General features: G+C 69.7%; 22 protein-coding genes. 16 read left to right on the top strand and 6 right to left on the bottom strand.

Annotation, left to right across the window (positions count from 1 at the left end; translation table 11 throughout):
* The first annotated feature begins 12 nt into the window (after window positions 1–12).
* Window positions 13–498 (top strand): MarR family winged helix-turn-helix transcriptional regulator, encoded by a 486-nt coding sequence (locus tag ACZ69Q_RS16220; protein WP_471041958.1) that lies wholly within the window; start codon window positions 13–15, stop codon window positions 496–498.
* 144 nt (window positions 499–642) lie between these two features.
* Here the strand turns inward: ACZ69Q_RS16220 and ACZ69Q_RS16215 are convergent, their stop codons facing one another.
* Entirely contained in the window at window positions 643–1,293 is a 651-nt protein-coding gene (locus ACZ69Q_RS16215; protein WP_471042614.1) for an FMN-dependent NADH-azoreductase, read from the bottom strand.
* A gap of 154 nt (window positions 1,294–1,447) precedes the next feature.
* Here ACZ69Q_RS16215 and ACZ69Q_RS16210 point away from each other — a divergent pair, with 154 nt between their 5' ends.
* The 7 genes from ACZ69Q_RS16210 to ACZ69Q_RS16180 all read left to right on the top strand — a co-directional run bounded on the left by ACZ69Q_RS16210 (window position 1,448) and on the right by ACZ69Q_RS16180 (window position 6,562).
* A complete protein-coding gene (locus ACZ69Q_RS16210; protein ID WP_471041956.1) occupies window positions 1,448–2,116 on the top strand; it encodes a nitroreductase in 669 nt (222 codons plus the stop codon).
* 248 nt (window positions 2,117–2,364) lie between these two features.
* Entirely contained in the window at window positions 2,365–3,282 is a 918-nt protein-coding gene (locus tag ACZ69Q_RS16205; protein WP_471041954.1) for a calcium-binding protein, read from the top strand.
* Between the two features lie 84 nt (window positions 3,283–3,366).
* Complete coding sequence (locus ACZ69Q_RS16200; RefSeq protein WP_471042611.1) at window positions 3,367–3,993, top strand: Chromate resistance protein ChrB; 627 nt, start codon at window positions 3,367–3,369, stop codon at window positions 3,991–3,993.
* Window positions 3,994–4,067: 74 nt separating this feature from the next.
* Window positions 4,068–4,214 (top strand): hypothetical protein, encoded by a 147-nt coding sequence (locus ACZ69Q_RS16195; RefSeq protein WP_471041952.1) that lies wholly within the window; start codon window positions 4,068–4,070, stop codon window positions 4,212–4,214.
* A gap of 150 nt (window positions 4,215–4,364) precedes the next feature.
* Entirely contained in the window at window positions 4,365–5,555 is a 1,191-nt protein-coding gene (locus ACZ69Q_RS16190) for an MFS transporter (protein ID WP_471041950.1), read from the top strand.
* 156 nt (window positions 5,556–5,711) lie between these two features.
* A complete protein-coding gene (locus ACZ69Q_RS16185) occupies window positions 5,712–5,852 on the top strand; it encodes a hypothetical protein (protein WP_471041949.1) in 141 nt (46 codons plus the stop codon).
* A 2-nt stretch (window positions 5,853–5,854) separates the two neighbouring features.
* Window positions 5,855–6,562: a DUF2637 domain-containing protein gene (locus tag ACZ69Q_RS16180; protein WP_471041947.1), complete on the top strand. Its 708-nt coding sequence runs from the start codon at window positions 5,855–5,857 to the stop codon at window positions 6,560–6,562.
* Between the two features lie 42 nt (window positions 6,563–6,604).
* On the opposite strand, the gene ACZ69Q_RS16175 is transcribed toward ACZ69Q_RS16180, so the two are convergent.
* Window positions 6,605–6,898 carry a zinc-ribbon domain-containing protein gene (locus ACZ69Q_RS16175; protein WP_471041945.1) on the bottom strand — a complete coding sequence of 98 codons (294 nt, stop codon included), beginning with the start codon at window positions 6,896–6,898 and terminating at the stop codon, window positions 6,605–6,607.
* A gap of 102 nt (window positions 6,899–7,000) precedes the next feature.
* Window positions 7,001–9,283 carry a (Fe-S)-binding protein gene (locus ACZ69Q_RS16170; RefSeq protein ID WP_471041943.1) on the bottom strand — a complete coding sequence of 761 codons (2,283 nt, stop codon included), beginning with the start codon at window positions 9,281–9,283 and terminating at the stop codon, window positions 7,001–7,003.
* Between the two features lie 206 nt (window positions 9,284–9,489).
* Between ACZ69Q_RS16170 and ACZ69Q_RS16165 the strand changes: the two genes are divergently transcribed.
* The 5 genes from ACZ69Q_RS16165 to ACZ69Q_RS16145 all read left to right on the top strand — a co-directional run bounded on the left by ACZ69Q_RS16165 (window position 9,490) and on the right by ACZ69Q_RS16145 (window position 14,812).
* Window positions 9,490–10,554 (top strand): MraY family glycosyltransferase, encoded by a 1,065-nt coding sequence (locus ACZ69Q_RS16165; RefSeq protein ID WP_471041941.1) that lies wholly within the window; start codon window positions 9,490–9,492, stop codon window positions 10,552–10,554.
* Between the two features lie 95 nt (window positions 10,555–10,649).
* On the top strand, window positions 10,650–12,497 hold the full coding sequence (gene dnaK / locus ACZ69Q_RS16160) for a molecular chaperone DnaK (protein WP_471041939.1): 1,848 nt from the start codon (window positions 10,650–10,652) through the stop codon (window positions 12,495–12,497).
* Window positions 12,497–13,141 (top strand): nucleotide exchange factor GrpE, encoded by a 645-nt coding sequence (grpE, locus tag ACZ69Q_RS16155; protein ID WP_471041938.1) that lies wholly within the window; start codon window positions 12,497–12,499, stop codon window positions 13,139–13,141. The genes dnaK and grpE overlap by 1 nt, the downstream gene beginning before the upstream one ends.
* A 36-nt stretch (window positions 13,142–13,177) precedes the next feature.
* Window positions 13,178–14,359 (top strand): molecular chaperone DnaJ, encoded by a 1,182-nt coding sequence (gene dnaJ, locus ACZ69Q_RS16150; protein WP_471041937.1) that lies wholly within the window; start codon window positions 13,178–13,180, stop codon window positions 14,357–14,359.
* A 6-nt stretch (window positions 14,360–14,365) separates the two neighbouring features.
* Entirely contained in the window at window positions 14,366–14,812 is a 447-nt protein-coding gene (locus ACZ69Q_RS16145) for a heat shock protein transcriptional repressor HspR (RefSeq protein ID WP_471041935.1), read from the top strand.
* A 98-nt stretch (window positions 14,813–14,910) separates the two neighbouring features.
* Here the strand turns inward: ACZ69Q_RS16145 and ACZ69Q_RS16140 are convergent, their stop codons facing one another.
* The gene (locus ACZ69Q_RS16140; RefSeq protein WP_471041933.1) at window positions 14,911–16,572 is read right to left on the bottom strand and encodes a fibronectin type III domain-containing protein; all 1,662 of its coding nucleotides are present in this window, start codon (window positions 16,570–16,572) and stop codon (window positions 14,911–14,913) included.
* Window positions 16,573–16,865: 293 nt separating this feature from the next.
* On the opposite strand from ACZ69Q_RS16140, the gene ACZ69Q_RS16135 reads away from it, so the two are divergent.
* Window positions 16,866–17,990 carry a sugar ABC transporter substrate-binding protein gene (locus ACZ69Q_RS16135; protein WP_471041931.1) on the top strand — a complete coding sequence of 375 codons (1,125 nt, stop codon included), beginning with the start codon at window positions 16,866–16,868 and terminating at the stop codon, window positions 17,988–17,990.
* 461 nt (window positions 17,991–18,451) lie between these two features.
* Window positions 18,452–19,543 carry a helix-turn-helix transcriptional regulator gene (locus ACZ69Q_RS16130; protein ID WP_471041929.1) on the top strand — a complete coding sequence of 364 codons (1,092 nt, stop codon included), beginning with the start codon at window positions 18,452–18,454 and terminating at the stop codon, window positions 19,541–19,543.
* On the opposite strand, the gene ACZ69Q_RS16125 is transcribed toward ACZ69Q_RS16130, so the two are convergent.
* Together ACZ69Q_RS16125 and ACZ69Q_RS16120 are read right to left on the bottom strand one after the other, a co-directional pair.
* Complete coding sequence (locus ACZ69Q_RS16125; RefSeq protein WP_471041927.1) at window positions 19,470–20,483, bottom strand: helix-turn-helix transcriptional regulator; 1,014 nt, start codon at window positions 20,481–20,483, stop codon at window positions 19,470–19,472. The two genes, ACZ69Q_RS16130 and ACZ69Q_RS16125, sit on opposite strands and share 74 nt — an antisense overlap.
* 11 nt (window positions 20,484–20,494) lie before the next feature.
* The gene (locus tag ACZ69Q_RS16120) at window positions 20,495–21,517 is read right to left on the bottom strand and encodes a helix-turn-helix transcriptional regulator (RefSeq protein ID WP_471041926.1); all 1,023 of its coding nucleotides are present in this window, start codon (window positions 21,515–21,517) and stop codon (window positions 20,495–20,497) included.
* 295 nt (window positions 21,518–21,812) lie between these two features.
* Here ACZ69Q_RS16120 and ACZ69Q_RS16115 point away from each other — a divergent pair, with 295 nt between their 5' ends.
* Window positions 21,813–22,148 carry a Rieske (2Fe-2S) protein gene (locus ACZ69Q_RS16115; protein WP_030945423.1) on the top strand — a complete coding sequence of 112 codons (336 nt, stop codon included), beginning with the start codon at window positions 21,813–21,815 and terminating at the stop codon, window positions 22,146–22,148.
* The last annotated feature ends 146 nt before the right edge of the window (window positions 22,149–22,294 follow it).

Genomic DNA, 22,294 nt, shown 5'->3' with positions numbered 1-22,294 from the left:
TAATCTGGCCACATGACCGCCGACGTTCCGCACGGAACCGCTGCCTCGCGAGCGACCGACCGCCCCGGTGACGTCTCACCCTTCGCGCTCGGGCTGCTGCTGCGCCGGGCGCACTGGCGCGCGCACACGGCGATGACGGAGGCGCTGCGGCCGCTCGGCATCGAACTGCGCCACTTCGCCGTACTGATCGTGCTCGTCAACCGCGGACCGACGGTGCAGCGTGATCTGGCCGCGGCTACGGGGACCGACAAGGCGGGGATCATGCGGGTCGTGGACGACCTGGAGCGCAAGGGGCTGGCCGTGCGCAAGGCCGTGCCTGGCGACCGGCGGGTGCGGCAGGTGGAGATCACACCCCGGGGCGTCGAGCTCTTCGACGCGGCCCATGCGGCGGCCGAGCAGCCGGCCGAGCGCCTGGCCGCCGTGCTGGAGCCCGGCGAGGCGGAGCAACTGAGCGATCTGCTGACCAGGTTCGCCCACCCCGAGGGCGCCGACGGCTGACCAGGTTCGCCCACGCCGAGGGCGCCGACGGCTGACCCGGTTCGCCAACGCCGAGGATGCCGACGGCTGACGGCGACCTGTGAGAACGCGTACGCCGTGTGAGACCTGAAGGCGAGGTCCCGCACGGCGTACGCGTTCCGGCACTTAGGCGGCGAGACGCCTCGCGAGCTCCTTCGCCTTGGCGGTGGCGTCCTCGAAGGCGCGCCGGCGGGAGGCCTCGTAACGCGGGATCAGCTCGGCCATGGCCGGGTTGCGGGGCGCCATCGTGAGCTCCGGGACGATGAAGTCGACGTCCATTCCGAGGGTGCGCCCGAGGACGGCCTCCAGATAGTTCCGGACGAACTCGAAGCCCTCGCGCGGGGTGCCCGGCGCGTAGGAGCCGCCGCGGCTGGCGATGACGGTGACCGGGGTGCCCTGGGCCGAGGGGCTCTCGCCGGCGGTGCGGCCGAGCAGGAGCACGTTGTCCAGCCAGGCCTTCAGGGTCGACGGGATCGAGAAGTTGTGCATGGGGGCGCCGATCAGGACCGCGTCCGCCTGCTCCAGTTCCTCGATGAGCCGCACGCGCGCGGCGAACGCGGCGGACTGCTCCGGGGTGTGCTCGGCCGGGGCGGTGTTACCGGCGGACCATGCGGCGGCGGTGATGTGCGGGACCGGGTCGGCGGCGAGGTCGCGGTGGATCACCGTGCCCTGCGGGTGCTGCTCCTGCCAGGCCGCGAGGAAGGCGGCGGCGACCGAGCGGGACGTGGACGCCTTCCCGGGGAGCACGGACGAGTCGATGTGCAGCAGCGTGGCCATGGGCTTCTCCAGGGGACCGTCGCCCAACGGCTCGGCCGCGGGCGGAGACTTGGTGACTTGCAATCGGCCATAGTTTAACTCGCGACGGTATCGATTGATACCATCACGCATGCAACGGTGATGAGCATCAAGAGCAAACGGAAGGCAGCGGATCTTGGACGTCTACGAAGCGGTCACGAGCCGACGGGCGGTACGCGGGTTCACCGACCGGCAGGTTCCGAGGGAGGTACTGGAGCGCGTCCTGGCCACCGCGGCCTGGGCCCCGTCCGCGTCCAACCTCCAGCCGTGGCACACCTATGTGCTGACCGGCGAGCCCCTGGCCGGGCTCAAGAAGCGCGCCTGTGCCCGCCTGGCCGCCGGCGACCCCTGGGACGAGCCGGAGTACGAGCAGTACCCGCCCGATCTGAAGTCCCCCTACAGCGAACGCCGGGCCGCCTTCGGCGAACAGCGCTACGGCGCGCTCGGCATCGCGCGCGCGGACATCGAGGCGCGGCAGCGGGCCGCTTCCGCGAACTGGGACTGCTTCGGCGCGACCGCCGCCCTGTTCTGCTACATCGACCGCGACCTGGGGCCGGCCCAGTGGTCCGACCTCGGCATGTATCTGCAGACCGTCATGCTGCTGCTCCGGGCGGAGGGGCTGCACAGTTGCGCGCAGATGGCGTGGGCGAAGTACCACCGCAGCGTCGCCGAGGTCCTGGTGCCGCCGGACGAACTCGTCCTGTTCTGCGGCATGTCGATCGGGTTCGAGGACGACACGGCGCACCACGTCCGTACGGGCCGGGCGCCGCTCGACGAGACGGTCACCTTCGTCGCCGCCCGCTGACGCTGCCCGCTGGCGCCGCCCGCTCACGTCGCTCCCGCGGATCCCGGTGAATTCCTTGCGAAGCCCGCCCGGCCGACAGGTGACGCCCCGCCCTACGGCGGTTGGATCATCCCTGGTCGGCGGGCTTCCGTGGGCTTACCACGGGTGCGGAGAGGCCCTGCCGCCGCACCCGCCCGAACACAACCCCCCGCACAGCCCGCACGTCACACGTGGTGGTCCACTCCACATGCTGCCCAGGAGGTTGTGCAATGCCCTTTCACCCCGTCAGCCGCAAGGCCTTACACGCCGCATCCGCTCTGACCCTGGCCCTCGGTGCCGGCCTGACCGCGTCGATCGCCCTGCCGGCGGTGGCCGGTGCCGCGGCGTCGTCGGCCACCGTGGACGGAGGCGGTGGGCGGTCGGTCGTCTACACGGCGGCGGCCGGCCAGACCAACAAGGTGACCGTCAAGGCGACCGGGTCCGACGGCCTGGCGCGGATCACGTACGTCATCGACGACGTGGTCCCGATCGCCGTCGCCCCGGACGACGAGGACTGCGCCCACCCCGACAGCGCGGACCGCACCAAGGTCTCTTGCACCGTCGAGACCCTGGAGAGCCAGGACCCGTACGCCACGCTGTCCGTGAACCTCGGCGACGGCGACGACACCATCACCTACGACAACGCCACCGACCAGGCCTACTACTTTTCCAGGATCGACCTCGGCTCCGGCAAGGACGGTTACACCCACGCCGGCAGCGTCGACGGCAACGAGCTCCAGGGCGGCTCCGGCGATGACACCGTCCGGCTGGGCGTCGCGGGGACGGTGGCCGCCGGGGACGGCAACGACACGCTCTACGGCGGCGAGTCGTCCATCGTGCTGGGCCAGGGCGGCGTCGACACGATCCATCTGCTCGGCGACGAGAGCGACGCCGACGGCGGCGCGGGCAACGATGTCCTCTACGGCGCAGCCGGCCGCCAGCGCCTGAACGGCGGAGACGGCAACGACACCGTGCGCGCCGGCGCCGGGAACGACTTCCTGTACGGCGGCCCGGGCGCCGACATCCTGTACGGCAACAGCGGCGACGACACGATCTACGGCAACAGCGGCAACGACAAGCTGTACGGCGGCCCCGGCAGGGACACCCTCTCGGGTGGGCCCGGCACGGACGTCGAACGCCAGGACTGACACCTCCCGTACCCGCACACCCCTCTTCACCCTGCCGGGTCCCGCTCCGATGTAACGGCTGCTACATTCCGAAGTGTGACCGACATGGAGTACGGCGGCGAGGGCGATGACGCGCGTGACGGAACGCGCTGGATCGTCCTCGTCGTCAGGGTTCCGGCCGAGCCCTCCCGGCACCGGGTGGCCGTCTGGCGTGAGCTGCGCAAGACCGGTGCGCTGTCTCTGGGGCAGGGGGTGTGGGCCGTACCGGATGTGCCGTTGTTCGCCGACGGGATCGGCCGCGTGCTGGAGTTGACCGAACGTGCCGGCGGCGAGGCCGTGTCGCTCGCGGCGACCGGGCGGGGGGCGCAGGACGGGCGGCGGCTGCGCGCCATGTTCACGGCCGCCCGCTCCGCCGACTGGGCCGAGTTCATAGCCGACTGCGGCAAGTTCGAGGCGGAGCTGGCCAAGGAGATCCGGATCGCCAAGTTCACGCTCGCCGAACTGGAGGAAGAGGAGCAGTCGCTGGAGCGGCTGCGCCGCTGGCACCGGGACCTGACGGCGCGGGACGTGTTTGGCGCCCCCGAGTCCACCGAGGCCACCGAGCGACTCAAGATCTGCGTGGCGGCCTGCGAGGACTACGCCGAACGCGTCTTCACCGCACTGCACCAGGTACCGGAACAGCGGATGCCCGAGGAGGGAAAGCGGGAGCCCGGGGAGGAGTCCGGTCGATGACCATGGCCCAGCCCTGGCGGGCCGCTCCTGCGGCCCGGATAGGGAAGCGGGAGCCCGGGGGAGGAGTCCGGTCGATGATCACGGCCCAGGCCCGGCAGGCCGCCCTCGCGGCCCTGATGGCCGGGGGAGGAGTCCGGTCGACGATCACGGCCCAGGCCCGGCAGACTGCCCCCGCGGCCCTGATAGGGAATCGGGAGCCCGGCGAGGAGCCAGGCGCATGACCGCGACCCCGCCCCGGCAGACTGCCCCTGCGGCCCTGATAGGGAATCGGGAGCCCGGGGAGGAGTCCGGTCGATGACCGCGACCCCGCCCCGGCAGACTGCCCCCGCGGCCCTGATAGGGAAGCGGGAGCCCGGCGAGGAGCCAGGCCCATGACCACGACCCCACCCCGGCAGGCCGCCCCCGCCGCCCAGATGTGGCCCCTGTACGCCGCCGGCTTCACCACCGCCTTCGGTGCGCACGGCATCGCCGCCAACCTCGGCGGGCACTCCGACGACGCGGTGACCTCCCTGCTCGTGCTCGGTGGCCTGCTCGCCCTCTACGACGGCGCGGAGGTGCTGCTCAAGCCGGTCTTCGGCAGCCTCGCCGACCGGATCGGCGCCCGCCCTGTGCTGCTCGGCGGACTGGTCGCGTTCGCGCTCGCCTCCGCCGCCTACGTCGTCGCCGACAGCCCCGCCTGGCTCTGGGCCGCCCGGCTCGGCCAGGGCGCCGCGGCCTCCTCGTTCTCGCCGTCCGCCTCCGCGCTGGTCGCCCGCCTGAACCCGGCGGCGGGGCACGGCCGGGCGTTCGGCAGCTACGGCTTCTACAAGTCCATCGGCTACACCCTCGGCCCGCTGCTCGGCGGCGTCCTGGTGTGGGCCGGCGGCCTCAGGCTGCTGTTCGTCGTGCTGGCGGTGCTCGGTGCCGCCGTAGCGCTGTGGGCCGCCGTCGCCGTCCCGCACGTACCGCCACTGCCCAAGCAGCGGCAGACAGTGGTCGACCTGGCCCGGCGCCTTGCCGACCCGGCCTTCCTGCGGCCGACCGCGGCCCTTGCCGCCGCGACCGCCGCCCTCTCCGTCGGCGTCGGCTTCCTGCCGGTCTCCGGCGCCGCCGCCGGGCTCGGCACGGTCGCCACCGGCGCCGCGGTCTCGGTGCTGGCGGCCTGCGCGGCCGTCGTACAGCCGAAGGCCGGGCGGGCCCTGGACGACGGCCGCCTCAGCACCCGCGCCGGCCTCACCGCCGGGCTGCTGACCACGGCGGCGGGACTGGCCTGCGCGATGCTCCCCGGGCTGGTCGGCATCCTCCTCGCGGCCGCCCTGATCGGCGTCGGCACCGGCCTGATCACCCCGCTCGGCTTCGCCGCCCTGGCCGCCTCCACCCCGCCTGAACGGCTGGGCCAGACCATGGGCTCCGCCGAACTCGGCCGGGAGCTCGGCGACGCGGGCGGACCGCTGCTGGTCGCGGCCGTCGCCGCGATGGCCACCCTCACCTACGGTTACGCGGCCCTCGCCCTGCTCATCGCCGTCGGCCCCCTTCTCGCCTTCCGCAAAAGCGCCGGGAACGCCGTCCATAACACCACGTAAAAGATCTTCTGAATTTCTTCGGCCGTCCCGGTCATTGGATCTTCCAGATAATCACCGTTGACGCGTATTCCCCCGAATGCCAGATGTCCGGCCCCGCGTGGTGCTCGTTAGGTGAATGTGACGTGGCGGGAAAAACATGCATCTGAGGACAGTTCGATGAGCCCGTTCCGGGTAGCTGATCAGACCACTGCGGAAAGCATCACCGGCTGCTCTGATCTGCTGGAGGACTTCCTGAGGGCGATCGGCCGGATGGAGAGTGAATATCTCCGTGCGGCACTGGAGGGGGAGAAGATCTAGAAATGAGGTCCGACTATGACGCGGTAGAGCAGCAGCCTCATTACGCTCAGCGGCTCGATATGCAGAACCTCTGGCAGGCCCCTGAGCAGGGGATCTCCTCGTCGGGAGGCTGGGATCTGGACGCGGAGCTGGCTCAGATGCTGAGCACGACGCAGGGCCTGGATCTCGCCGATCTCATGCCGCCTCCGCCGCCCCAGCGGAGCGAGGACAGACCCCTGCCCCGCCCGGTCCATCGGAAACGACCTCAGACGGGCGCCAAGATCTTCGGCGGAAATCCGAAGATCGTGAGCGTCTCGGTTCTGGTCACGTTAATCACCTTGTGTGCGGTGACGATGCTCACATGGTCCATCTCGTATTCGTACAATCAGCTTCGCGACATCGCGCTTCTCGTGGTTTCCGAGGACCTGGCGCAATGGTGGCCGCTGACGGTGTACGGACCGTGGCTGCTGGCAGGCCTGTCCATCCTGCGGGCGTCCGTACAGCGCCGGACCGCCCGCCGGTCCTGGGCCGTCATGCTGATCTCATCCGGCACCGCGGTCGCCCTGTGCATCGGCCAGTCGGCGCATTCCATGCTCGCGATGGTGATCGTCGGAATTCCCCCGATCACCGCCCTGGTCTGCTTTCGCGAGCTTGTCGGCCAGTTTTCGTCGCGCCCCGGCCCGAAGCACGCGGCCGACACGGTGAACGGCCCCAAGCAGCCCAAGTCGTAGACCGCCGCCCGGGGTTCCGGGATTCCCGACCTGGTGGGCCGGTCAGGACCGGTACGGCTGCTGAGGCTGTCCGTACGGCTGCTGACCCCCGGGGCCCCCGGCGGCGGCCTGCGCCTGGAGCTGCTCGGCCTGCTCCTGGGGCACCTTGTGCTCCGCGCCGCAGAAGGTGCACTGCGTCGCGTACTTGGTCGAGACCGGGAACAGCGGCACGAAGAACAGCGTGAACTTCGTGATGCGCTTGCGGAGCGTGTGCGCCGCGGGGTTGCCGCACTGACCGCACACCAGCGTCAGTATCGCGAGCTGGTAGAGGTAGCTCTTGGTGCCGAAGATGATCACGCGGTGATCCTTTCAGATCAGTTCCTGCGTCCAGCGTGCCCCACGACGACGCCCCCTGTCCCGTGTGGGGGACAGGGGGCGTCTCGCGGACGGCCGTGACGGCTACTTCACGGGCTCGGGCTCCGGCTCGCTCTCCGTCTGCGCGGTGTCCTCGGGGTCCACCGGCGTCTTGACCGACTCCAGCAGGAGCTGGGCGACGTCGACGACCTGGATGGACTCCTTGGCCTTGCCGTCGTTCTTCTTGCCGTTGACCGAGTCGGTCAGCATGACGAGGCAGAACGGGCAGGCGGTGGAGACGATGTCCGGGTTCGTCGAGAGGGCTTCGTCGACGCGCTCGTTGTTGATGCGCTTGCCGATCCGCTCCTCCATCCACATCCGCGCACCGCCGGCGCCGCAGCAGAAGCCGCGCTCCTTGTGGCGGTGCATCTCCTCGTTCCGAAGGCCCGGGACGCTGGCGATGATCTCGCGCGGCGGCGTGTAGATCTTGTTGTGCCGGCCCAGGTAGCACGGGTCGTGGTAGGTGATGATGCCCTCGACCGGCGTGACCGGGACCAGCTTGCCCTCGTCCACCAGGTGCTGGAGCAACTGGGTGTGGTGGATGACCTCGTAGTCGCCGCCGATCTGCGGGTACTCGTTGCCGATCGTGTTGAGGCAGTGCGGGCAGGTGGCGACGATCTTCTTCGCCGACTTCGGCTTCTTCGACTCGGGCGTGACGTTGCCCTCGTCGTCCATCTCCTCGCCGAACGCCATGTTCAGCGCCATGACGTTCTCCATGCCGAGCTCCTGGAACAGGGGCTCGTTGCCGAGGCGGCGGGCGGAGTCACCGGTGCACTTCTCGTCGCCGCCCATGATCGCGAACTTCACGCCCGCGATGTGCAGCAGCTCGGCGAAGGCCTTGGTGGTCTTCTTGGCCCGGTCCTCCAGGGCGCCGGCGCAGCCGACCCAGTACAGGTACTCGACCTCGGTGAGGTCCTCGATGTCCTGGCCGACGACCGGGACCTCGAACTCGACCTCCTTGAGCCACTCCAGGCGCTGCTTCTTCGCCAGGCCCCAGGGGTTGCCCTTCTTCTCCAGGTTCTTGAGCATCGTGCCCGCCTCGGACGGGAACGCGCTCTCGATCATCACCTGGTAGCGGCGCATGTCGACGATGTGGTCGATGTGCTCGATGTCCACCGGGCACTGCTCGACGCAGGCGCCGCAGGTGGTGCAGGACCACAGGACGTCCGGGTCGATGACGCCGTTCTCCTCGGCGGTGCCGATCAGCGGACGCTCGGCCTCGGCGAGAGCCGCGGCGGGCACCGAGGCGAGCTGCTCCTCGGACGCCTTCTCCTCGCCCTCCATCGTCTTGCCGCCGCCGGCCAGCAGGTACGGCGCCTTGGCGTGCGCGTGGTCGCGCAGCGACATGATCAGCAGCTTCGGGGAGAGCGGCTTGCCCGTGTTCCAGGCGGGGCACTGCGACTGGCAGCGACCGCACTCGGTGCAGGTGGAGAAGTCCAGCAGGCCCTTCCAGGAGAACTGCTCGACCTGGGAGACACCGAAGACGTCGTCGTCACCGGGGTCGGTGAAGTCGATCGGCTTGCCGCCGGAGGTCATCGGCTGGAGGCCGCCGAGGGCCGTCCCGCCGGTCGCCTCGCGCTTGAACCAGATGTTCGGGAACGCCAGGAAGCGGTGCCAGGCCACGCCCATGTTGGTGTTGAGCGAGACCACGATCATCCAGATGAACGAGGTGCTGATCTTCACCATCGCGGTGAAGTAGATCAGCGTCTGGAGAGTGGAAAGGCTCAGGCCCTTGAAGGCCAGGACCAGCGGGTACGAGGCGAAGTACGCGGCCTCGTAGTGCTCCACGTGGTGGATCGCACCCTCAAGGCCGCGCAGCACGTAGATCGCGAGGCCGATGGTCAGGATGACGTACTCGACGAAGTACGCCTGGCCGGACTTCGAGCCCGCGAAGCGCGACTTGCGGCCGGGGCGCGAGGGCAGGCTCAGCAGCCGGATCACGATGAGCACCGCGATGCCCAGGATCGTCATCACGCCGATGAACTCGATGTACAGCTCGAACGGCAGGAACCCGCCGATGATCGGCAGCGTCCAGTCGGCCTCGAAGAGCTGGCCGAAGGCCTGGGCGAGGGTCGGCGGCAGCGTCAGGAAGCCGACCGCCACGAACCAGTGGGCGACTCCGACGATGCCCCACCGGTTCATCCGGGTGTGGCCGAGGAACTCCCGCACCAGCGTCACGCTGCGCGCGTAGGGGTTGTCGGTCCGGCTGCCGGCCGGGACCGGCTGGCCGAGTTTGAAGTACCGGACGAACTGGCCGATGGCGCGTGCGAGCAGCGCAACGCCGACCACGGTCAGCACCAGCGACACGATGATCGCGGCGAGTTGCATTTCGGGGCTCCTCGGGCCTGCGAGGTGGTGGTTTCGAGGGGGTCTTCGACATTACTAAGCGGTAACTTATGCAGTCCGTCTGAGACTACCCCCATCCTCAGTCGCACTGTAGCCAGGCGCGGGGTGATCTGAGTCGCTGAGGCTTGCCTTAAGAACGGATCGTGTTATTCATCCCGAAATGGTATATACGCCACTAATGTAGGCCCGTGCTTTACGGGATCTCCGCCGCCACCACCGCACTCGTCGTGACCGCCCTCCTCGCGATGCTGCTGCGCCTGCCCGCCCTGCGCCTCGGCATCGTCGACCGCCGGCGGCAGCGGCCGCTGCCCCTGCTCGGCGGGGTGGCCGTCGCGCTCGTGACCTGCCTGGTGGCCGCCGCCGGGGAGTGGACGCGGTTCGCCCCGCTGGGCTCCGAGATCGGGCGGCTGCTGATCGCCGCGGGCGCCGTGGCCTGCCTCGGCCTGGTCGCCGACCTGCGGCGGGTGAAGGCGCGCTTCCTCGTCGGCGGTACGGCGGTGGCGGCGGCCTGCGTGGTGCCGTACGGCGACACCGGGATCCTGCTGGGCCTGGTGGCCGTCGGCTGGATCGTGCTCGTCGCCGTCGGCTTCAAAGCGCTGGACCACGCGGACGCCCTGGTCGGCACCGTCGGGGTGCTCACCGCCTTCGGTGTCGGCATCTGCGCGGCGGCCGAGGTGATGGACGAGCTCGCCGTGCTGCTCAGCGTGCTGGCCGCCGCCCTGACCGGGTTCCTGATGCACAACTGGCATCCCGCGCGGATCGGCCTCGGGGCCTGCGGGTCCCTGTTCGTCGGCTTCGTACTCGCGTCGTCGGCCGTGATGACGCGGGCCGGGCACGATCCGGTGTCGAGCGCGGGCGTGCTGTATGCGCTCACCGCCCTGGCCACCGCCGACGTCGTGCTGGTGGCGCTGTCGCGCAGGCTGGCCGGACGGCCGCTGCTGCGGGGCGGACCCGACCATCTGGCCCACCGGCTGCGCCGGATCGGGCTCACTCCGCAGGGTGTGACCGTCCTGCTGGGTGTCGGGGCCTTCGGCGGGGTGCTCGTCGGCGTCCTCGTGCACATGGGATGGATGGCGCGCTCCGGGGCGTTGTGGGTGGCAGGCGGCGCGCTGATCGCCGTACTCGCGCTGCTGCACATCAAGCCCTACGGGCCTCGGCGTCAACCCAGAGTTCCCGTGCAGGACTCTGCCAGAGCCTCCGCCCATGTCGCATCGTCGCAGGTCGGGGCCCCGTTGCGTGTAAGGAACGGATAAGAGTTGAGTGAGGTCGACTCAGCTCTGTTGACCCATATCGCGCCGTCGTGCACACTTGAGTCCGTTCCACTCAAGTCAGCCTGGAGGAATTAACCATGGCACGTGCGGTCGGCATCGACCTGGGCACGACAAACTCCGTCGTCAGCGTTCTTGAAGGCGGCGAGCCCACCGTCATCACCAACGCAGAGGGCGCCAGGACCACGCCGTCCGTCGTCGCCTTCGCCAAGAACGGCGAGGTGCTCGTCGGCGAGGTCGCCAAGCGCCAGGCGGTGACCAACGTGGACCGGACCATCCGTTCCGTGAAGCGTCACATGGGCACCGACTGGAAGATCGAGCTGGACGGGAAGCCGTTCAACCCGCAGCAGATCTCGGCGTTCATCCTCCAGAAGCTGAAGCGTGACGCCGAGGCCTACCTGGGCGAGAAGGTCACGGACGCGGTCATCACCGTCCCGGCCTACTTCAACGACTCCGAGCGCCAGGCGACGAAGGAGGCCGGCGAGATCGCGGGTCTGAACGTCCTGCGCATCGTCAACGAGCCCACCGCGGCCGCGCTCGCGTACGGCCTCGACAAGGACGACCAGACGATCCTCGTCTTCGACCTCGGTGGCGGCACCTTCGACGTGTCCCTCCTGGAGATCGGCGACGGCGTCGTCGAGGTGAAGGCCACCAACGGTGACAACCACCTCGGTGGTGACGACTGGGACCAGCGCATCGTCGACTTCCTGGTCAAGCAGTTCCAGGCCGGTCACGGCGTGGACCTCAGCAAGGACAAGATGGCCCTCCAGCGCCTGCGTGAGGCCGCCGAGAAGGCCAAGATCGAGCTGTCCTCGTCCACCGAGACCTCGATCAACCTGCCCTACATCACGGCCTCCGCCGAGGGCCCCCTGCACCTCGACGAGAAGCTCACCCGCGCGCAGTTCCAGCAGCTCACCGCTGACCTCCTGGAGCGCTGCAAGACCCCGTTCTTCAACGTCATGAAGGACGCCGGCGTCTCCATCAACGAGATCGACCACGTCGTCCTCGTCGGTGGCTCCACCCGTATGCCCGCCGTCGCCGAGCTCGTGCGCGAGCTGACCGGCGGCAAGGACGCCAACAAGGGCGTCAACCCGGACGAGGTCGTCGCCATCGGCGCCGCCCTGCAGGCCGGTGTCCTCAAGGGTGAGGTCAAGGACGTCCTGCTCCTCGACGTGACCCCGCTGTCCCTCGGCATCGAGACCAAGGGCGGCATCATGACCAAGCTCATCGAGCGGAACACGACGATCCCGACCAAGCGGTCCGAGATCTTCACCACCGCCGAGGACAACCAGCCGTCCGTGCAGATCCAGGTCTACCAGGGCGAGCGCGAGATCGCGGCGTACAACAAGAAGCTCGGGATGTTCGAGCTGACCGGTCTGCCGCCGGCCCCGCGCGGTGTCCCGCAGATCGAGGTCGCCTTCGACATCGACGCCAACGGCATCATGCACGTGACCGCGAAGGACCTCGGCACGGGCAAGGAGCAGAAGATGACCGTCACCGGTGGCTCCTCGCTGCCGAAGGACGAGGTCAACCGGATGCGCGAAGAGGCCGAGAAGTACGCGGAGGAGGACCACGCCCGCCGCGAGGCCGCCGAGTCCCGCAACCAGGGCGAGCAGCTCGTCTACCAGACGGAGAAGTTCCTCAAGGACAACGAGGACAAGGTCCCCGGCGAGGTCAAGACCGAGGTCGAGGCCGCCGTCGAGGAGCTGAAGACCGCGCTCAAGGGCGAGGACACCGCCGAGATCCGCACCGCCACCGAGAAGGTCGCGGCCGTCTCCCAGAAGGTCGGCCAGGCCATGTACGCCGATGCCCAGGCCGGCCAGGCCGCGGGCGGTCCCGAGGGTGCCGCCGCCGGTGGCGCCAAGGCCGACGACGACGTCGTGGACGCCGAGATCGTCGACGACGAGCGCAAGGACGGTGTCGCGTAATGACGGAGGAGACCCCGGGCTTCGAGGAGAAGCCCGACGTCCCCTCCGGCGCGACCCCTGACGACGCCGAGTCGAAGGCCGCCCCTCAGGAGGGGGCGGCCCCGGCCGGGGACGGAGCAGCAGACGCGGGTCTGGTGGCCCAGTTGGACCAGGTGCGTACGGCGCTCGGTGAGCGCACGATGGACCTCCAGCGGCTCCAGGCCGAGTACCAGAACTACCGCCGCCGCGTGGAGCGCGACCGGATCACGGTCAAGGAGATCGCCATCGCGAACCTCCTGACCGAGCTCCTGCCCGTGCTCGACGACATCGGCCGCGCGCGGGAACACGGCGAACTCGTCGGTGGGTTCAAGTCGGTGGCGGAGTCCCTGGAGACCGTCGCCGCCAAGATGGGCCTGCAGCAGTTCGGCAAGGAGGGCGAGCCCTTCGACCCGACGATCCACGAGGCGCTGATGCACTCCTACGCGCCGGACGTCACCGAGACGACCTGCGTCGCGATCCTCCAGCCGGGGTATCGCATCGGCGAGCGCACCATCCGCCCCGCGCGGGTGGCCGTCGCCGAGCCCCAGCCGGGCGCGCAGACCGTCAAGGAGGACTCCGCCGAGTCGGCCGACGACAAGGAGAGCGGTGGCCCGGACGAGGGCTGACGTTGAACTGACGAGGAGAGAGGAGGGACGTCGGGGATGAGCACCAAGGACTTCATCGAGAAGGACTTCTACAAGGTCCTCGGCGTCCCCAAGGACGCCACCGAGGCCGAGATCAAGAAGGCGTACCGGAAGCTCGCCCGCGAGTTCCACCCGGACGCCAACAAGGGCAACGCCAAGGCGGAGGAGCGTTTCAAGGAGATCTCCGAGGCGAACGACGTCCTCGGCGACCCCAAGAAGCGCAAGGAGTACGACGAGGCACGCGCCCTGTTCGGCAACGGCGGCTTCCGCCCGGGGCCGGGCGGCGCGGGCGGCTCCTTCAACTTCGACCTGGGCGACCTCTTCGGGGGCGGCGCCCAGGGCCAGGGCGGTTCCGGCGGCTTCGGCGGCGGAATCGGTGACGTCTTCGGGGGCCTGTTCAACCGCGGCGGCGCGGGCACGGGCACGCGTACCCAGCCCAGGCGCGGCCAGGACATCGACACCGAGGTCAGCCTCAGCTTCACCGAGGCGATCGAGGGTGCGACGGTCCCGCTGCGGATGTCCTCGCAGTCGCCGTGCAAGGCGTGTGCGGGCACCGGCGACAAGAACGGCACGCCCAGGGTGTGCCCGACCTGCGTCGGCACCGGCCAGGTGGCCCGGGGTTCGGGCGGCGGCTTCTCGCTCACCGACCCCTGCCCGGACTGCAAGGGGCGCGGCCTGATCGCCGAGCACCCGTGCATGGAGTGCAAGGGCAGCGGCCGGGCGAAGTCGTCCCGGACCATGCAGGTCCGCATCCCCGCCGGGGTGTCGGACGGCCAGCGCATCCGGCTGCGCGGCAAGGGCGCGCCGGGCGAGCGCGGCGGCCCGGCCGGCGATCTGTACGTCACCGTGCACGTCGACACCCACCCGGTGTTCGGCCGCAAGGAGGACAACCTCACGGTGACCGTCCCCGTGACGTTCACGGAGGCGGCCCTAGGCGGCGAGGTCAGGGTCCCCACCCTGGGCGGACCGCCGGTCACTCTGAAGCTGCCGCCCGGCACGCCCAACGGCCGCACCATGCGGGCGCGGGGCAAGGGCGCGGTCCGCAAGGACGGCACCCGCGGAGACCTCCTGGTCACCGTCGAGGTGAGTGTCCCGAAGGACCTTTCGGGGAAGGCTCGTGACGCACTCGAGGCGTATCGCGAGGCGACTGCGGGTGAGGATCCGCGGGCGGAGCTGTTCGAGGCCGCGAAGGGAGCATGACTTCAGATGGACGGTCGTCGACGAAACCCGTATGAACTGACCGAGGAAACCCCGGTCTACGTCATCTCGGTGGCGGCCCAGCTCTCCGGCCTGCACCCGCAGACACTGCGCCAGTACGACCGTCTGGGCCTGGTGTCCCCGGACCGCACGGCCGGCCGCGGCCGCCGCTACTCGGCCCGCGACATCGAACTGCTCCGCCAGGTGCAGGCGTTGTCGCAGGACGAGGGCATCAACCTGGCCGGCATCAAGCGCATCATCGAACTGGAGAACCAGGTCGCCGCCCTGCAGTCCCGGGTGGCCGAACTCCAGGCCGCCGTCGAGGGGGCCGCGGCGGCGATGCAGCAGCGCGAGGCGGCGGTACACGCGTCGTACCGGCGCGACCTGGTGCCGTACCAGGAGGTGCAGCAGACCAGCGCGCTTGTGGTGTGGCGGCCGAAGAAGCCGAAGGACTAGGCAGACCCGCAGGGAAAAGGGGCCCGGAGGATTCTCCGGGCCCCTTTCCTGTGCCGTCGGTGGGCGAACGTCAGCGGCCGACCGTCAGCGGCCGACCGTCAGCGGCCGACGAAGAACTCCAGTGAGGTGCTCTGCGCGCTCTGGCGGCCGTAGGCGTCCACGGCGTACACCTCGGCGATGCAGGGGCCGTTGTAGGGGGCGGTCCAGGAGAGCGACCCCGTGGCGGAGAACCGGGTGCCGCTGCTGCCGCAGGCGCCCGAGATCTCCCAGGAGTAGCCCTTCAGGACGCGTGCCTCGTCGCCCGTGCCGGGGGCGGCCGTGACCTGGATCGGACTGCGCGCGGGTACGCCCGTGGTGACCAGGGTCAGCATCGGCGCGGCCGGGCCGCTCGCGGTGGCCGGCGTCAGGCGGTCGACCGTGGTCTCCGCGGAGGGGCTGGAGTCGGCGTCCTGGGCGTCGACGGCGGCCACGTAGTAGTACGCCTTGCCCTTCGGGGCGGAGGTGTCGGCGTACGACGTGCCGGACGTGGCGCCCAGCAGGCTCCAGGCGCCGGTGGCGGTAGTGCGGCGGTAGACGCGGTAGCCGGTGACCCCGGCGTCCTCGGCCGCGGTCCACGTCACCTTCGTGGAGGCGTCGGCCGGCGTGCTCGTGAGACCCGTGGGGGCGGCGACGGCCGACGCCACGGGGCGGGTGACCACCGCGGAGTCGGAGACCGGGGCGATGTTGCCGGCGGCGTCGATGGCCACCACCTCGTAGTTGTAGGCCAGGCCGGCGGGCGCCACGGGGTCCGTCCAGGACGTGCCGAAGACGATCGCCGGACCGTCCATGTCCGACTGGCCGCCCTCCGCGCCCCACACCTCGTAGTGGTGCACGTCCGTCGACGTCGAGGCCTTCCACGTGAGGGAGTTGCCCGCCGTCGTCCCCAGCGCCGACACGGTCTCGACCCGCGCCGGGGCCGTCCGGTCGACCGTGGCCACACCCTGGTCGGCCGTACCCGACGAGGCGTTGCCCGCCTTGTCGTAGGCGCGGACCTCGTAGTAGTAGGTGTCGCCGGTCACCGGGAGGGTGGCGTCGGTGTACGTGGTGGAGGTGGTCGTCGCGAGGGGGGCGCTGGCGAAGGAGGCGCCCTTGAGGCGGCGGTAGACGCGGTAGCCCGCGAGGTCCATCTCCGGGTTCTTCGCCCAGGTCAGCTTGGCCTTGCCGGTGGCCGTGTCGTACGTGACCTTCGCGCCGGTGGGGGTGAGCGGGTTGACCTTGTCGACGGTCGCCGAAGTCCTCGGGGTGTAGCCGAACTTGACGCGGGCGCTGCCGGTCCAGTTGACGTGGTCGACGCGCAGCGTGTGCTTGCCCGGGGGGACGGTCACGTTGACGGTCTTGGAGACGGTCGTGGAGGTGTTCTTCCACAGGTCGATCTTGCGGGAGCCGTCGAGATAGACGCGGATGCCGTCGAGCCCGGAGGCGGAGAGGGCGAAGGGCCCGCCGGAACCGAAGTCGCGCGTCACGGTCCACCGGACGGCGAAGTTGTCCTTGGGGAGGCCCGTGGCGGGGGCGCCCGTGCCCCAGTCCTGGTCGATCGCGGTGTCGCAGTCCGTCCGCTTCGGGGTGCCCGAAAAGGACGTGTTCGCGAAGAACTGCCGTTTGAAGACCGGCGATGCGCAGGTCACTGCGGCGGACGCGGGGGCTGTCGAGAGCAGGGTGCCCGCGGTGGCGAGCACGACCGTCGCCGCGGCCGCGGCGGTCGTGCGTCTGGCTGGGTTCATTCGATCCTCTGGTCGAGTGCGGGACAGCGATGGGCGCTGTCCTGATCTGGACTCGTGAGGAATGGGGTTGGTTGTACGGATCTTGGTCGCGCGCTCGATCAAGGTTTGGTGGAGGGTGTGTAAGGGGTGTTTGGAGGCATTCCGCTATGTCTTTACATGATCAGCGGAGCGTGGTGTTGCGCACTCGTTAAGTGATTCCGCTTGACGCTGAGGGCAGTCGACGCGTTGGCTTTTCAGTCATCTGGGCGCGTTGACGCGCCCGTGTCCCGAAGGCACCAGAAGTGAGCTCCTCTATGCGTCCCTTGCGCCCCCTGCGCCGCACCGCCACCGCCGTGGCCGCCGCGTCCACTATGACCCTCTCGCTGGCCGCGTGCGGGGCTCTGGGCGTCACCGGGGACAGCAGCGAGGCGAGTCCTACCAAGGGCGACGACGTCACCGTCGGGCTGCTGCTGCCGGAGACGGCGAACACGCGCTACGACAAGTTCGACTACCCCATCATCAAGAACAAGGTCGAGGAGCTCACCGACAAGCAGGGCAAGGTCGTCTACCGCAACGCCGACGCGGACGCCTCGAAGCAGGCGGCCCAGCTCCAGCAGATGATCGACGACCAGGTCGACGTGATCCTGCTGGACGCCGTCGACTCGCACGCCATCGCCGGCGGGGTGAAGAAGGCCAAGGACGCGGGGATTCCGGTCATCGCCTACGACCGCCTGGCCGAGGGGCCGATCGACGCGTACGTCTCCTTCGACAACGAACTCGTCGGCGAGGTCCAGGGCCGCACGCTCCTGGAGGCGATGAACCCGGTCGACTCCTCCGACAAGATCGTCATGATGAACGGCTCGCCCACCGACCCGAACGCCAAGCAGTTCAAGGCGGGCGCCATGTCCGAGCTCAAGGGCGCGGTGGACATAGCCAAGTCCTACGACACCAAGGACTGGAAGCCGGAGAACGCCCAGGCGAACATGTCCGCGGCGATCAAGTCCATCGGCGTCAACAACATCAAGGGCGTCTACTCCGCCAACGACGGCATGGCCGGCGGCGTCATCAAGGCCCTCCAGTCGGCGGGCGTCACCGAGCTGCCGCCGATCACCGGGCAGGACGCCGAACTGGACGCCGTGCAGCGGATCGTGAGCGGCGAGCAGTTCATGAGCGTGTACAAGTCGTACCCGCAGGAGGCCGAGAGCGCCGCCGAGATGGCCGTCGCCAAGGTCCAGGGCCACGACATCCAGTTCGACTCGCTCACCCAGGACCAGGTCGACAGCCCGACCGACAAGGACATCCCGGCGCTGCTGGTCCCCGTGGTCGCCCTGACGAAGGACAACATCAAGCAGACCGTCGTCGCCGACGGGATCTACGCCGTGTCCGACATCTGCACCGCCAAGTACAAGGCCGACTGCAGCGCACGCGGGCTGAAGTAACACCGTCGTTCCGTCAAGTGCCGCCGGGGCCCCGCTCCGGCGGCACTTGGCTGTGTCCGCACCGTCCGCCGGCCGGGCCGTACCGGCCGGCCGCGCCTTGACGTCGTATGCGATTTCCTGTTCGCGAACTCCCGCGGAGGCGAGCCGGTGCCCCGCGTGCCCGCCAAGGGCCGGAAAACCACCATCAGCTTGTTGCAAGTCGACGTGCGGAGGCCTGGAGATAACGGGGCGAACCCGCACCTTACGGCGGCCGCCCAGGCAGGAGCCGTGTTGCGGAGCAAGGCCGGTCCGCGCATAGTTGCGCTGCGGAAGCGCGAGCGAACCGCGGGGCCGACAGGCCGAGCACGGTGGGTCCGTCGACCAGGCCCCGCCCTGCCGGTGCGTCCCGGCAGGGGTGTCGACACCGCGCTCCGGAGGCGAGCGAGCCGGCGACCGAGGCAAGAACCGGGGGTGGATGGGCGATGGCCGGGCACGGGGCGCAGGAGCATCCACACGGTGCCGACCGACTGTGCGAGGCGGGGGACCGGGTGTACTCGCGGGCCGTACGGCGTGGTCGTGTGCCGCGCCACGACGCGGACCCGGTGCCCTGCCTGCTGGAGCTGGCGCTGCTGCACCCGGACCCCGACGACATGGACTGGCTGGTGCCGACCTCCCCGCAGGAGGTCATGACGCGGCTGCTGCGCGGGGTCTACGACGAAGTCAGCGCCAGCCAGCGGCGGATGGGCTCGGCGGTGGCGGCCTTCGAGTGGTACGCCGCTCTGGGCCCCCAGCCGTCACCGGCGTCCGGCGCCGACTCCGTCGTGCCGGCCTCGGCGATCCGGGTCCTGGAGGGCGACTCGCGCATCCAGGGCGCGCTGGACGAGGCGACACAGGCGTGCACGACGGAGGTGCTGACCGTGCAGCCCGGCGGCATCCGGCCCGAGCACGAGCTGACGGAGGGTCTGCACCGGGCGATGGCGCTGCGAGGGCGGGGCGTGCGGATGCGCGACCTGTACACGCACGTGGCCCGGCACGGCCAGGGCCTGCTCAACTACCTGGAGCTGATGGGCGACTCGGTGGAAGCGCGCACGCTGGACGAGGTGATCGACCGGCTGATCCTCTTCGACCGCACGGTGGCCTTCATCCCCGCCAACGCCGACCGCACGCTCGCCCTGGAGCTGCGGCATCCGGGGCTCGTCCACTATCTGGTGACGGTCTTCGAGCGGCTGTGGCGCCTGGCGATCCCGCTGACGGCCTCCCTTCCCGACACCGGCATCGAGGGCATCTCCCACCGCGAGCAGTCCATCGCCGCGCTGCTCGCCGAGGGGCACCAGGACGCGGTGATCGCGGAACGGCTGGGGATAAGCGTACGGACGTGCCGGGCCCATATCGCCCGGCTGTCGGAGACGCTGGGGGCGGCCAGCCGTACGCAACTCGGGGTGCGGATAGCGCAGGTGGGCCTTGACCGTTCCCGCGCGTCGTCGTCCGAGGCTGCGGTGATCAGGGTTGCCGGGGTGCCCGGGATCCCTGGCGGTCATGGGGTTCCTGGTCAAGAATCCCCGACCGGCCGATGAGATAGCCGAGTTGGGCCCGGCTCTCACTGCCGAGGGTCGCGGCGAGTTTGGCGATGTGGACGCGGGCGGTGCGGATGTTCATGCCCAGGCGGTCGGCTATGGAGGCATCCGTGTGGCCCTCGATGAGGAGGGCGGCTATGGCGCGCTGGCGGGGGGTGACTCCGTTGAGGGTGGGCTGGCGGACCGCTTCGGGGTACATGGGGGTGGCCAGGCGCCACAGGCGGTCGAAGGTGGTGGCCAGGTAGGTGACCAGGGCCGGGCAGCGGATCTCGAGAGCGAGGGTGCGGTCCTTGTTCGCGGGGATGAAGGCGACGACGCGGTTGACGACGATGAGGCGGTCGGTGACCTCGTCGAGGGTGCGGGCCTGAGCGTCGCCCCTGAGCTGTTCGTAGCGGGCGACGATGAACGGCACATGGCGCTGGGTGTGCTGGTACAGGGTGCGGATGCGCCCGCCGCGGTCGAGCAGGGCCTGGTCGCGGTCGATCGAGGCGGCCTGGGCGAGCTGGAACTTCTCGCTGCTGTGCGTGCTGGGCTGGACGGTCAGCAGCTCCTGCGCCTCGGCCATGGTGTTCGTGATGGCCTCGTTGATTTGGTCGGCGCCGCTGAGCACCCTGATCGTCGGCGCGTCCGTGTCCTCGGGGTGAGGTCCGTCGATCCGCAGTAACGACTCGAACGTCTCCGCCAGCTTTTCCGTGCGGCGACGCTCGTCGGCGATGCGGTCCTCGGAGGTGCGCAACAGGCGGTGCAGGGCGACGGCGGGCGCGACCGGCGTCAGCAGGCCGAGGTCGTCGAGGGCCGGTTGCAGCAGTCCGAGGCTCACGAGGCACGGGGCGGCCTCCGTGTGATCGGCGGGTATGCGCCCCTCGCGCAGGGCGCGCTCGTAGAGCTTCCTACCCGCGGGACACAGCTCCTCCGCTCCGTGCGTGTGCGCCTCGGTCACCTGTGGTTGCCTCATACCGGCGTCGGGGGGTCCTGGTTGAGGATCCCCGACTGGGCTATGAGGTAGCCGAGCTGGGCGCGGCTGCCGCTGCCGAGGGTCGCGGCGAGTTTGGCGATGTGGGCGCGGCAGGTCCGGACGTTCATCCCGAGGCGGCGGGCTATGGCCTCGTCGACGAGTCCCTCGACCAGAAGCTTTGCGATGGAGTGCTGGATGTCCGTGATGCCGCCCGCGGACGCTTCGTACGGGGCGCCGGCGCTCAGCGGTACGGATCGCACCCACATGAACTCGAAGACCTTGATCAGGTAGCGGACGAGGCCCGGGTGTCGCAGCTCAAGAGCGACCTGCTGGTCGTCCCGGGTGGGGATGAAGGCGACGGTCTCGTCGCAGATGATGAGGCGCTCCACCAGCTCGTCGATCGTCCGGTACTCCGCCCTGCCCTTCGAGAGCTGGGCCACGTACGCCAGCTTCTCCGGGCTGTGCCGGGCGGTGTGCTGGTAGAGGGTTCGGATCCGCACGCCACGTTCGATCAGAGGCTTGTCACGTTCCAGCCCTTGGAGCAGGCTTCGCTCCGAGTAGCGGTCGTCGCTGGGCTGGACCGTGACCATCTCGGTCTGGCACTGGGCCGTGGCCAGGTTGAGCGCCGCGTTGATCCTGGCGCTGCCCTCCAGCACGGTGATCGAGTGATCGGTCGTGCCGGACTGCGCGAGAGTCAGGAACGGCTCGAAGGTGTCGGCGAGTTTGATGGACAGCCGTCGGCGTTCCGCGATGTCCCGCTCGATGGGGTGGAGTCGCTCGGCCAGGGCGACCGACGGGGGAACCGGCCGCAACCAGTTCGCGTCGTCGGGGTCTGGATGGAGGAGGGCGAGCTCCAGGAGGCAGGGAGCGGACTCCACGTCCGAACGGGCGACACGTCCCGTGCGCAGGGCGGTCGCATATAGTCGGCCACCCTCGTCACACAGTTCGGTCACCGCATGGGGATGCGTCGCCTTAGTCGGATTTGCCACGAAATCTCCACCCCCCAGGGTCCTGAACATGCAGGAACATGATGCATCGATTGTGTGGCCAGCACGTGCCTGAATGAGCCATCGTCTTATCCGACGGGGGAAGAGGAGACTTTCAAGTGAGGACGAAGCCGACTATGCGCAACAAAATGCTTCGCTCGGTACTTGTCGCCGCCTTCTCCGCCGTTGTGACCTTCGGAACGCTGAGCGGGCTGCCCGATGCGAGGAGTGCCGTCAGCGCCGACAGCCACTGGCCGGGCGCCGTCGTGAGTGCCGATGGTGCGGATGTGTCGGTGACCCCTGCGGACGGTGACTCGGGGGAGTTGAAGTGACCACCCCACCCGACGACCGCTCCTTCCGCCGCGAAATGGCGACCGCCTACCGCTCCGGCTGGCACTTCATCGACCTTGTCACCGCGATCCCCCACCCTGGTGACTCGTTGATGGTGACCGTGTTCGGAGAGCCGGTCGTCGTGACACGGGACGAGGACGAGGACGTCCGGGCGTACCGGTGTCTGCGGCGGCCTCGGGGGGCGCCGCAGCCCGTCCGGTGTGCCGTCCGGTATGGAATGATCTTCGTCAATCTCGATCAACGCGACCACCGGCTGGTGGAGCCGGAGGCCCCGGCCCCAAGGACCATCTCAGCCACCCCCCGCAGTGCCTGACGCGATTCCCCCGTCGTAACAGATCGCTCAGGTGCTTCCCCCCGCAGCGGGGGGGGGGGGGGGGGGGGGGGAGGGGGGGGGTGGGGGGGGGGGGGGGGGGGTGTTGTTTTTCTCGTGCTGTTTTGTGGTGTGCGCTGTGTGATAGA

Source organism: Streptomyces sp. NPDC036764 (assembly GCF_055609385.1).
This window is presented reverse-complemented; position numbering and strand designations above follow the sequence as displayed.